Source organism: Streptomyces sp. NBC_01429 (genome assembly GCF_036231945.1).
Classification (GTDB): Bacteria; Actinomycetota; Actinomycetes; order Streptomycetales; family Streptomycetaceae; genus Streptomyces.
The window spans coordinates 6,427,988-6,439,608 of record NZ_CP109599.1 but is presented as its reverse complement, the minus strand read 5'-3'; the positions used below and the strand labels follow the sequence as shown (position 1 = coordinate 6,439,608).

Below are 11,621 nucleotides of genomic sequence, written 5' to 3'. Positions count from 1 at the left end.
CCCGGCGCCGCGCACGTGGGGCGCGCGACGACGGGAACCGTAACTCCGGGTGTGGGCCCGGAGGTTGCCCGGCCGACGGCTGTCAGCAGGGCACGACGTAGTAGACCTGGGTCCAGGTCGCGGTGCCCGTCTGGGGCGCCCTGGAACTCCAGCGCTCGGTGCGGTTGGAGTTCAGGAAGCGCGCCACGGTGCCCGAGGTCTGGTTGTTGTTGAAGGTGCCGTCCCCGGTCCAGGGCATGTTGTAGGTCCCGCAGCGGAAGAAGTCGAGCACGTCACCGCCGCGGTACAGACACAGGTGCCCGTAGCCGCACGCGGCGGGCAGAGCGCTGCGGGCCGCCGGGGAGGCCAGGTCGTGTGCGAATCCCTGCCCCGGCGCCGCGACCGTCAGCTCGCCGCCCGGCACCGCGATCCTGTTGGCGGAGATCTGTCTGCTCCCCTCCTCCCGGGCGAGATAGCCGTCGACCTCGGCCTGCAACTCACCGGCCTGCGCGGGCGTCAGACCGGCCCGGTACGTCTGCGCGGCAAAGGTCGTCCGGACCTCGTCCGGCGCGGCCTGCGCCCCGGCCGTCGGCGCCACCGGCACACCTGCCGCGAGCGCACCCGCCGCGAACACTCCGACCGTGGCCCTCATCATGAACGTACGGATCTTGTTCAACGGTCCCCCTCACATCACCCGCACGGAACTCCTGACGTTCCGTAGCCGGACACCACTCATGGTGACGAATCGGCTCGGGCGCCCGCAATGCGTACAAGTACGTAGGGGAGGACGGTTTCGCGCGGGGACGGCCGCTTATGGACGCAGTGCCCGCAGCAGCAGGTCCGCGAGGTGGTCCGCGACCTGCTGCGGGGTGAGCGGGCCGTCCGGGCGGTACCAGGTGGACAGGTGGTGGACCGAGCCGAAGTGGTAGTCCACCACCAGGTCGGCGGGGGTGGCGGTGGAGAAGACGCCGCCGCGCTGGCCCTCCTCGACCAGCGCGCGGAATCGCTCGTGGTAGCGGCGCCGTTCCTGCCGTACCCGCTTGTTCTTCTCCGGGCTCAGGTGGTGCATGGAGCGGAAGAAGATCGCGGCGTCGTCCAGGTTCTCGATCGTCGTCACGACGACGTCCGCCGCGGCGGCGCGCAGTCGGCGCTCCACCGGCCCGTCGGCGTCGGCGAAGGCGTCCAGGCGCTCCTGCTGGAGCCGGAGCACGCGGGCGTAGACCTCCTGGAGGAGATCCTCCTTGGAGCCGAAGTAGTGGTAGAGCGCGCCCTTGGTGACCCCCGCCGCCTCGACGATCTCCTGGACCGAGGTGCGGTCGTAGCCGCGCTCGGCGAACAGCCGGGTGGCGGCGGCCAGCAGCCGCTGGGGTACGGGGGTGCCGTCCCCGTCCGTCGTTCTCGCCATGCTCGGCCACCCGCCTTCCGCTCCGTGCCGTGCCGTGCCGTGCGGCGTTCGGCCGCTCTCCCCGTCCGACGCCTACGGCAGGGAACGCAGTTCCCGTCTGAGGATCTTCCCACTCGTGGTCTTGGGCAGCTCGGGCAGGATCTCGACCTCGCGCGGGTACTTGTACGCGGCGAGCCGCTCGCGGCAGTACGCGCGCAGTTCGCCGGGGTCCACCGTGGCGCCGGGGCGCAGGCTGACGTACGCCTTCACGCTCTCGCCCCGGTAGGCGTCGGGGACGCCGACCACGGCCGCCTCGCGCACCTCGGGGTGGCCGTAGAGCACGTCCTCGACCTCGCGCGGCCACACCTTGAATCCGGAGGCGTTGATCATGTCCTTCTTGCGGTCGACCACGTAGAGCCAGCCGTCGCGGTCCATGAAGCCGATGTCACCGGTGCGCAGTTCGCCGTCCGGGAACGTGGCGGCGGTCGCCCCGGGCGCCCGCCAGTAGCCGGAGACGACCTGCGGGCCGCGTACCGCGATCTCGCCCTGCTCGCCGAAGGGCACGTCAGCGCCCCGCTCGTCGATGATCCGCACGACCGTGTCGGGCCCCGGCGCGCCCACCGAGAGCGTGCCGGAGACCGGATCCACCGGCGCGAACCTCTCGGGGGGTACGGCGGCGCAGGGCGCGGTGCACTCGGTGAGCCCGTAACCGTTGCGGATGTACGGGCCGATGTCCGCGCGGAACTTCTCGACCAGCGCGGGCGGCAGTGGCGCGCCGCCCGAGGAGATCACCCGGAACGAGGAGAAGTGCTCGCGGGTGACGTCCGGGTGGGCGGCGAGCGCCATGAAGGCGGTGGAGGGGCCGACGGTGTACGCGGGCCGGTGCTCGGCGAAGGCGTCGAGGACCACGCCGGGGTGGAAGCGGTAGGCCAGGGCCAGGGTGCCGGCGTTGGCGAAGCAGGCGGCCAGTTCGCAGACCAGGCCGGTGATGTGGAAGAGGGGCGCGAGGGCGAAGTAGCAGGAGCCCTCGTCCACGGGGTGGCCGGTCCGCTGGCGCTCGGCGTTGTACATGATGTTGCCGTGGGCGTTCATGGCGCCCTTGGGGGTGCCGCTCGTACCGGACGTGTAGCTGATCAGCGCCGTGTCACCGGCGGCCGGATCGCGGCCGGCGGGCGCGGCGAGACCGGCGCGGGCGACGGCCAGCAGGTCGTCGGCGTCGCCGGGCGGGGGCTGCCGCGTGAAGCCGAGGACGCGGGTGTCGTCGCGGGTCTGGAAGTCCAGCTCGCAGGCGGTGAGGGCGATCCGTACGGGCGAGGCGGCGGCCGTGTCGCGCAGGAAGGCGTCCCAGCCGCGGTCCGCGCAGATCACCGCCGTCGCCTCGGCGTCCCGCAGGACATGGGCGACCTCGGCGGACTTGTACATGGGGTTGACCGGTACGACGACCGCGCCGGCCTTCCAGGCGCCGAGCAGCGCGAGGACGAAGTGCGGGGTGTTCTGGAGCATGATCGCGACCCGGTCGCCCGGCTCCAGGCCCCGGGCGGCGAGATGGCCCGCCACGGAGTCGGACAGCGCGTCGGTCTCGCGGTAGTCGAGGCGGCCGTCGAAGTAGGCGAGCGCGGTGCGCCCGGGTACGCGGGCGGCGGCGGCCCGGAAGGCGTGGACGACGGAGGGCGGTGGGTCGAGGGGGGCCCGCTGGGCCGCGCTGAGCAGGCCGAGCCAGGGCTGGGCCGCGTAGACCGAACCGCCCGTGTCCTGGCCGTTGTCGCGTATCCCGCCGTCCGGTGCCGGGGTCATGCGCCGCCCTCTTCCCAGGTGCGCTGGACCCCGTTCATGGACTTCAGCCAGCGATCGGTGTCACCGGCGCGCGCCCGGAAGTAACCGGCCACCTCGGGGTGCGGCAGTACGAGGAAACGATCCTCCGCCATGGCCGCGAACAAGGCGTCGGCAACGGCCTCGGGTTCGATGGCGGTCGGCATCAGCACCAGTTCCCCGGCGCTTCCGGTGGAGATGAGCATGTCCGTACGGACCCCCTGCGGACAGATGGCGTGGACCTTGAGGCCCCGGTGCCGGTAGGTCAGCGCGAGCCATTCCGCGTACGCGAGGGCGCCGTGCTTGGTGACACTGTAAGGCGCCTCGCCGATCATGGTGAGCAGCCCGGCGGCGGAGACGGTGGAGACGAACCGGCCGCTGCCGCGCTCCAGCCAGGCCGGGATGAGCGCCCGGCTCGCCCGAACGTGCGCCATCACGTTGACGTCCCAGGCCGTCGCCCAGACCTCGTCGTCGGGCAGCGTACGGCCGGGTGGCGAGCCGACTCCGGCGTTGGCGCAGTAGATGTCGACGGTGCCGCCGAGCGCCTCGCGGGCGTCCTCGACGATCAGGGAGGCATCGCCGGGAACCGCGACGGCACCGATCTCGGCGGCGACGGCACTGGCCTTCTCCGCGTCGAGGTCGTTGACCACCACCCGGGCCCCCTCGGCGGCGAATCTGCGGGCGAGCGCGGCGCCGATGCCGCCGCCCGCCCCCGTGACCACAACCCGCGCACCGCGTACCGCGTCCATCAGGCCCCGCCTTTCCGGCGTTCCGGTTCCACGCTGCCGACCGCAGTGTCGACCCGAGCAGACTAACCAGTCGGTATGTAGCGGGGGAAGAGGCCGGAGCGGCGGCGGGGCGCCGGGTACGCCTCGTTCCCCCGGCCCGCCGCAGGCGTTAGCGTGCGTGGCCATGACGGCGTCCGATCACGGAGGTGGCGCGATGAACCTGTCCAGACGGGGCCTGCTGGGCGCGGGCGGGATGGCGGGAGCACTGGCGGTGAGCGGCGCGTCCTCCGCACACGCCGGAGACGCGCACCCCGGCGACGCGCACGCCGGAGACGCGCACCCCGGTCACGCGCGCCCCGGTCACGCGCGCCCCGGCGACGCGGCGCGCGTACGCACCGGCTTCGACCGGCTCGCCGCCGACGGCTACCAACGGCTGTCGGGGCAGAAGGTCGGCGTCGTCACCAACCCGACCGGGATCACCCCCGACGTACGCCACATCGTGGACGTCATGCACGCCGACCGACGGGTCGACCTGATCGCGGTCTTCGGCCCGGAACACGGCTTCCGGGGGACGGCCCAGGCGGGCGGCTCCGAGGGGCGGTACGACGATCCGGCGACCGGGCTGCCGGTCTACGACACGTACCTGAAGAGCGGCGGGCCGCTGGCGGACGTCTTCACCGCCTCCGGCGTCGACACCGTCGTCTTCGACATCCAGGACGCGGGCGCCCGTTTCTACACGTACATCTGGACGCTGTACGACTGCATGGAGGCGGCGGCCGGGGCGGGCAAGCGCTTCGTCGTGCTGGACCGGCCCAATCCGGTGACCGGGCGCGCGGCCCTCGGGCCGGTCCTGCGCCGCGAGTTCGCCACCTTCGTCGGCCGCGAGCCGATCGCCCAGGCGCACGGCATGACCGTCACGGAGCTGGCGCGGCTGTTCAACGGCGAGTTCCTGGCGCGGCCCGTACAGCTGGAGACCGTCCCCATGTCGGGCTGGCGGCGCGGTGACTTCTTCGACGCGACAGGGCTGCCCTGGGTGCCGCCGAGCCCCAACATGCCCACCCCCGACACCGCACTGGTCTACGCGGGGACCTGCCTCTTCGAGGGCACGAACCTCTCGGAGGGCCGCGGTACCACCCGCCCGTTCGAACTGCTGGGCGCGGAGGGCATCGACGGGAGGTGGGCCGAGGCGGCCAACGCCCTGTCCCTGCCGGGCGTGCGCCTGCGCGAGGCGTACTTCGCGCCGACGTTCTCCAAGTTCGAGGGCCGCACCGTCGGCGGCGTACAGCTGCACGTCCACGACCGCGCGGCCTTCGACCCGGTGCGCACCGCGATCGCCCTGCTGGTGACGGCGAGGCGGACATGGAGCGGCTTCGCCTGGCGCGCCGACCACTGGATCGACAAGCTGACCGGCTCCACCGGCGTCCGTACGATGATCGACGCGGGCGCGGACACGGACGAGATCGTCGGGGCCTGGCGGGACGAACTGGCCGCGTTCCGCGCCGTACGACGGCAGTACCTGCTCTACCGGTGACAGGACGGACCTGACACCGGGCCGGCCGGAGGTCCGGACCGGCCCGGCGTCAGGACCTGCCCGGTGTCAGGCCGCGTGCTGATACGCCGGGTAGGTCAGATAACCCGCGTCACCGCCCTGGTAGTACGTGGCCTCGTCGACGGGCGCGACCGGGAGTCCCGTACGCAGCCGCTCGACCAGGTCGGGGTTGGCGATGAAGCCGCGGCCGAAGCTGATGAGGTCGGCGCCGAGGCCGAGCCAGCGGTCGGCGTCGGCCCGCTCGGTCTGCTTCGGCCCCATCGGGAACACCGGGTTCATGACGAGGGTGCCGGGCCACGCGCGGCGCAGGTCGCGCAGCACGTCGTCGCCGATGGTGGCTTCGAGGTGGACGTACGCGACCTCCAGGCGGGCCAGCTCGGTCAGCAGCGCGGTGTGGAGCTGGAGCGCGTCGTGCTCCTCCACTCCCCAGAACCCGCCGCCCGGGGAGAGGCGGATGCCGGTCCTGTCGGCGCCGACGGCCTCGACGGTCGCGGACACCGCCTCGACGGCGAACCGGATCCGGTTGGCCACCGAGCCGCCGTAGCGGTCCGAGCGCAGGTTGCCGTTGGACGACAGGAACTGCGAGATGAGGTAGCCGTTGGCGCCGTGCAGCTCCACGCCGTCGAAGCCCGCGTCGACGGCGCGCCGGGCGGCCGCGCCGTACGACTCCGCGTGCTCGGGCACCTCGGCGGTCTCCAGGGCGCGCGGCACCGGCGCGGGCTGCGGGCCCGAGGGGGTGAACACGTCACCGACGGCGGCCACGGCCGAGGGCCCGACCGGCCGGGTTCCGATCGTCTCGGGGTGGGAGACCCGTCCGCCGTGCATGAGCTGCGCGAAGATCCGTCCGCCGTTGGCGTGCACGGCGGCGGTCACCGGGCGCCACGCGGTGACCTGCTCGTCGGTGTGCAGCCCCGGTGTCCCCGGGTTGGACTGCCCGATCAGGCTCGGCTGCACCCCCTCGCTCACGATCAGCCCGGCCGTCGCCCGCTGGGCGTAGTACGTCGCCATCGACGGCGTCGCCAGACCGCCGGCGGCGGCCCGGACCCGTGTCATCGGGGCCATCACCACGCGGTTGGGCAGGGTCAGTCCGCCGAGCCGGTAGCTGCTGAAAAGGGTCATCGCGCAGATCTCCTCGTTCCGTGGCGCCCAGGTCACGGGCACAGCGACTACGCTAGAACCTCACATTGATGTCAGAGGCAAGTCCTGTGCCGCGCATCACATCCGGGAGGCCCCAGGTGCGTATCGGAGAGCTGGCGTCACGGGCCGGAGTGAGCATCCGGTCCTTGCGCTATTACGAGGAGCAGGGTCTGCTCGCCAGCGTCCGCAGCACCGGCGGGCAGCGGCATTACCGGGAGGACGTCGTCGAACGGGTGGCGTTCATCCAGCGCCTGTACGCCGCGGGGCTCTCCAGCAGCACCATCGCCGAGCTGCTGCCCTGCGCCTACGCGCCCAGCGAGGCGAATTCCGACGCCGCCATGGAGCGCATGGCGCAGGAGCGCGAGCGGCTCTCGCGGCACATCGCCGACCTCGTCCGCACCCGGGACACCCTCGACGGGCTGATGGCCACGGCCCGGGAACACCGCGAGACCCTGCGGCCGTCGGTGGCCGGACCGTAGGCGATACGGTCCGGCCACCCGCGCCGGTCCCGCCCCGGGGGCGGTGGGCGGTCAGCGGTGCGAGGGGAACTCCACCACCTGCTGATACGTCGGCCTGTTCTGCCAGTTGACCTTCGGGTGGCTGATACCTCCCAGCGCGCTGTGGATGATCGAGTCCGTGCACCACTGGTCACCGGCCGAGCAGTTCTCGTCCCCCGGGTAGACCTCCTTGACCGGTACGGCCGCCGCCGTCTTCAGGGTGGACAGGAGCGTCTCGCGGCACGCGGCCGGGGAGCCGTCCCCGCAGTACGTGACCGGGGCCGGTGCCAGGACCGGGTCGCCGAGGACCTGGCGCAGGTCCTTGTCGACATAGCCCCACCATCCGTACTGGAACGACGAGCCGCTGTGCGCGCCCGTCGGACCGTGGCTCGACGCCGGGGATTCGTCGATCTGGAGCGACGCGGTGAGCGCCTCGTAGAGCCCGCTCCCGAGGCCCGGCCTGTACTGGGCCTCGACCAGCCGGGGCCACCAGGCGTCCATGATCCGCACGGCGGCGGCGTCGGTGTAGACGTGCGAACCCTGCTTGGTCTCCTTGCGCGGCGATCCGGCGGCGCGCCAGCTCTCCAACTGCTGGACGACGGTGTTCAGCGCCGTGTCGGTGACGGGCGCGGAGCGGATCACCTTGAGCAGCGTGGGCAGCACCTGCTCGCCCCGGAGGTCGGTCACCGCCGCGTCGGCCATCGCGCGGGTGAGCGAGGCACGGGTGACGCCGCCCTTGGCCACCAGCGCCTTGACCCGGTCGTCGAGCAGATCACCGCGGTGCACCGCGCCGTAGCCGAAGCCCGCCGCGTCGTACTCCTTGGCCTGCCGGTTGTTCCAGGAGATGTAGTAGTCCTGTCCGACGGACTGCGGATGCTGGGCGAAGGGCGTGTAGGACGCGGTGTTGTGGGCCGGGTCGAACCCCTGCCACTCGTACGCCTGCTCGGCCTTCACCGGAAGCGAGGCGTCGACTCCGGCCGCCCGCACCGGATTGAGGCCGCTGTTGAAGTAGCCGGCGGTGCGGGAGTCGGCGTAGAACCAGTTGAAGGCGTAGCCGATGTGGTGCGCGGCCTGCTGGAAGGAGGCGGCGTCCTTGACGTACCCGGGGTCGTTGAGCATCTGGAAGCCGATGATGGAGTCGGCCTCGTGCCGGTAGGTGGTGCGCAGCGAGGTGTACGCGACGGGCTTGCCGCCGACGGTCGCGCGGTGGGTGACCATGCCGTACTTCGTGCGCCAGACCTGGAGCCGGTACGAGCCCTCGGCCGTGGAGTCGGCGGTGGTCGGTTTCCAGGCGTTCTTGCGCTCCATCTTCTCCATCGGGGTGCAGACGGAGCGGTAGAGGTACGAGGTGGACGCCTTGGTCGGCGTGGCGCCGCCCGGCTCGCACAGCTCGACGGCGTACGTGTCGGTGATGTCCTGCTGCGCGGAGGTGGCGCTCCAGGCGTAGTCCTGGCCCCGGCCCATCTGGACGTACATGCCGACGCCCGCGAAGGCCACTCCGCGTGCGCTGATGCCGGGGCCCTGAAGCTCCTGGAGCATCATCAGCTGTGGCGCGAAGTAGCCGGTTTGCGGTCCGAACACGGCGATGGGGTTGCCGCTGGCGGTGTGCTGCCCGGAGACCAGCAGCGCGTTGGACATCCCCTTCTTGGCGGAGAGCGCGCCGGCCGGGACCACCCCGTCGTCGAAGATCCCCTGGAGCGGCTCCAGCTCGTCGGGGGCGCTGACGGGGGCCTTGGCGTTGGTGACGGCCGAGCCCGTCCGGTCGTAGACCAGCGGTTCGGCCTGGACGGAGCCCGCGTCGGGCAGGGCCGTGCCGCGCGGGTTCGCGGGCTTCCGCGCGTACGGGAAGCTGGTGCCGTCGTGGATGGTGAGGACGGCCTCGGGGTCGTCGCGCTGGCGGAACGACTCCCAGACCTCGGTGCCCTTGGCCACGCCGTACTTCTGCTGCGCCGCGAGGAGCGAGAGGGCGGCCTGCACCTCGCCGCCGCCTCCGCCGCCGAACTGGCCGCCGACGACGGAGGCGATGGAGATCAGGTCGGTGATCTTGAAGGGCTGGATCTCACCGACGTTGGTGATCGAGTCGATCTTGCCGGTGAGGACGTACTCGCCGGGGAAGTAGCGGCCGTCCTTGGACTTCTGGCGGTAGGAGTTGATGCCGTCGACATACGCCTGGGCGTCGGCCATGGCCAGCTCGCCGCGCTCGCCCCCGGTGGTCCTGATCCGTTCGACCTGGGCCTCGTAGTCGGCTTCCGTGTACGGGGCGGAGGGCCAGAACTGCTGCTCCAGGCCCTGGTTGGAGAGGGCGCCGCCGGCGAAGGAGGTCAGTTCGCCGCGGCCGATGTGGCGGAAGAGGTCCATCATCCAGAGGCGGTCCTGCCCGGCGGCGTACCCGGCGCCGAACTCGGTGCCGTAGCGGGTGGTGCCCTTGATGTGCGGGACGCCGGTCTTCTTGTCCCGGGTGATCGTCACGTCCTCGCGCGGGGAGGTGACGGATTCGACCTGGCCGGAGGGGACGCCGAAGGAGGCGTCGTTGAAGAAGTCGGTGATCTTGGCGTCGGTGAGTCCGCTCTGCCCGGCCACCAGGGAGTCGTAGCGGGCGAGCTGGTCGGAGGCGTGGGCCGGGAAGGTGCCGAAGATCTTGTTGCCGAGGATGTCGGCGAGGGTGGCGTTGCCGTTGGCGCCGGGCGGCAGGATGTCGGCGCACTGCCCCTGACAGTGGTCGGTGTCGTCGGCGGCCGGGGCGGCGGGCGCGGCCTCGGGTGCGGGTGCGGCGGTGGCCGGCCCCTGCGGGAGCAGCAGGGCGGCGCCCAGCGCGAACACCGCGACGGCGGTGGCGGCGGCTCTGGTTCCGGTACGGCCGGTGCCGGTTCCCGTTCGGCCGGCTCCCGTTCTCGTGCGGCCGGTTCGGGCTCTGGCGCGGCCGGTGCCGGCGGCGCGGTCGGCTCGTGGGGTGCGTCGTCGCATGGAGGCTCCTCGGGGAGGCGGGTGCGCCGGAGGTTACCGCCGGTATGACTCGCCAGTAAGGTGAACATCGGTCACGTTTCCCGCGTCATCTCCCGTCCACTTCCTGTGAATCCGCCTCGAAAACCGCTCGATAACAGCCGAAATGCCGGAGTTCATGGGTGCCATCTGTTTTTTGATGGAGCCGAATGGGGCAGGCGTACGTCCATTCCTCAACGCCGAGAAGCGACGGAGGTGGCACGCGATGGCCGGGTTCCGGAGTCTTGCGAGACAGGTGCGCGATCCGCGGTGCGATCTGGCCTTGCGACGGTATTCACTGCGCAAGTGCCTGGAACGATTCGCCCCTTACGGGCACCGGGCGACCTGGGATCACCTGTGCGCGAGGCACAGCATCGACCCCGAGGACAGGGCGCCCGACCCGGCGCGGCTGACGGCCGCGCTGGACGAGCTGGAGGACGCGCGGGCCGTGTGGCTCGCCTACGAGCTGGAGTTCGCCGAACGCCGCAGGCGCGAGAAGCACGACGGGCTGCGCAGGCCCGGGAGCTTCGACGACTGGCACCGGCGCACCTGGGGCGGGAACGGCGTCGCCCGCTGCGACGATCCGGCGGTCCATCCCTCCGCGTCGCTCGGCGAGGTGCTGCGCCGGCTGATCTCCGGACTGGAGACGGGCCCGGGGGCCGGCTGCCCGGTCTGCGGGCGGCACGGAATCGTCTGGCGCCCCGATCTGTCCGGCGCCCCGTGGTCGGGACCCGTCTGCACGGGGTGCGGCATCGTCGTACCGCTGCCGGTACTCACGAACGAGGCCCTGGCACGGGCGAAGCGGGTACGGCTGAGGGATCTGGCGTCGGTGGCGTGAGACCTGCGGGGGCGGGCTGAGGACACGTCCCGGCCCCCGCGGTGTCCATGACGAACGAGCGGACCGGACGGCCGCCGTCAGGAGGTCGCGTCAGGGCCCGCCGACGCGTGCGGCCCCTCCGGCGCGTGCGGCCCCTCCGGCGCGTGCGGCTCCCCCGACGCACCCGGTTCCTCCGACGCGTGCGAACTCTTCGACGCACCCGGCTTTTTCGACGTACCCGGCTCGTCCGTCCGGCGGGGCTCCTTCGGGACGCGGCGCTCCGCGAGCAGGCGTGAGCCCGTCATCCGGTCGCCGAAGGCGTCGTCGGGGTTGGACAGGACGCAGGTCTCCAGGGAGAGACAGCCGCAGCCGATGCAGTCCGTCAGGTGGTCGCGCAGCCGGCCGAGCCGCTTGATGCGCTCGTCCAGCTCCGCGCGCCAGGCCAGGGAGAGCCGCGCCCAGTCGTCGTGGGTGGGGGTGCGCTCCTCGGGGAGTTCGCCCAGCGCGTCCCTGATGGTCGACAGAGGGATACCGACCCGCTGGGCGGCGCGCACGAAGGCGACGCGGCGCAGCGTGTCACGCGTGTAGCGGCGCTGGTTGCCGCTGGTCCTGCGGCTGCGGATGAGCCCCTTGGACTCGTAGAAGCGCAGGGCCGACACGGCGGCGCCACTGCGCGCCGACAGCTGGCCGACGGTGAGCTCCTGGACCTTTTCCGGAATCTGTGACACGCCTCCGACCCTAG

General features: G+C 72.1%; 9 protein-coding genes and 1 pseudogene. 3 read left to right on the top strand and 7 right to left on the bottom strand.

The annotated features are described in order from the left end of the window. Positions 1-82: 82 nt before the first annotated feature. The 4 genes from OG627_RS28370 to OG627_RS28355 all read right to left on the bottom strand — a co-directional run bounded on the left by OG627_RS28370 (position 83) and on the right by OG627_RS28355 (position 3,921). Positions 83-655 (bottom strand): hypothetical protein, encoded by a 573-nt coding sequence (locus OG627_RS28370; protein WP_329069830.1) that lies wholly within the window; start codon positions 653-655, stop codon positions 83-85. A gap of 135 nt (positions 656-790) precedes the next feature. Further along, positions 791-1,384, bottom strand: a complete 594-nt coding sequence (locus OG627_RS28365; protein WP_329069828.1) for a TetR/AcrR family transcriptional regulator — start codon at positions 1,382-1,384, stop codon at positions 791-793. A gap of 72 nt (positions 1,385-1,456) precedes the next feature. Further along, positions 1,457-3,157: a class I adenylate-forming enzyme family protein gene (locus OG627_RS28360; protein WP_329069826.1), complete on the bottom strand. Its 1,701-nt coding sequence runs from the start codon at positions 3,155-3,157 to the stop codon at positions 1,457-1,459. Then, on the bottom strand, positions 3,154-3,921 hold the full coding sequence (locus OG627_RS28355) for an SDR family oxidoreductase (protein ID WP_329069825.1): 768 nt from the start codon (positions 3,919-3,921) through the stop codon (positions 3,154-3,156). Before OG627_RS28355 ends, OG627_RS28360 begins: the two co-directional genes overlap by 4 nt. 193 nt (positions 3,922-4,114) lie before the next feature. Here OG627_RS28355 and OG627_RS28350 point away from each other — a divergent pair, with 193 nt between their 5' ends. Further along, positions 4,115-5,431 (top strand): exo-beta-N-acetylmuramidase NamZ family protein, encoded by a 1,317-nt coding sequence (locus OG627_RS28350; RefSeq protein ID WP_329069823.1) that lies wholly within the window; start codon positions 4,115-4,117, stop codon positions 5,429-5,431. Positions 5,432-5,497: 66 nt separating this feature from the next. Here OG627_RS28350 and OG627_RS28345 read toward each other — a convergent pair whose 3' ends face one another. Further along, positions 5,498-6,568, bottom strand: coding sequence for an alkene reductase (locus tag OG627_RS28345; protein WP_329069821.1), 1,071 nt, complete (start codon positions 6,566-6,568; stop codon positions 5,498-5,500). A gap of 116 nt (positions 6,569-6,684) precedes the next feature. Here OG627_RS28345 and OG627_RS28340 point away from each other — a divergent pair, with 116 nt between their 5' ends. After that, complete coding sequence (locus OG627_RS28340) at positions 6,685-7,065, top strand: MerR family transcriptional regulator (protein WP_329069819.1); 381 nt, start codon at positions 6,685-6,687, stop codon at positions 7,063-7,065. A gap of 51 nt (positions 7,066-7,116) precedes the next feature. On the opposite strand, the gene OG627_RS28335 is transcribed toward OG627_RS28340, so the two are convergent. Further along, positions 7,117-10,047, bottom strand: coding sequence for a penicillin acylase family protein (locus tag OG627_RS28335; protein ID WP_329069817.1), 2,931 nt, complete (start codon positions 10,045-10,047; stop codon positions 7,117-7,119). A 241-nt stretch (positions 10,048-10,288) separates the two neighbouring features. Here OG627_RS28335 and OG627_RS28330 point away from each other — a divergent pair, with 241 nt between their 5' ends. Continuing rightward, positions 10,289-10,900, top strand: a complete 612-nt coding sequence (locus tag OG627_RS28330; protein ID WP_329069815.1) for a hypothetical protein — start codon at positions 10,289-10,291, stop codon at positions 10,898-10,900. Between the two features lie 230 nt (positions 10,901-11,130). On the opposite strand, the pseudogene soxR reads toward OG627_RS28330, so the two are convergent. Next, positions 11,131-11,607: pseudogene (gene soxR / locus OG627_RS28325) on the bottom strand (redox-sensitive transcriptional activator SoxR); the annotation flags it as partial. Between the last annotated feature and the right edge of the window lie 14 nt (positions 11,608-11,621).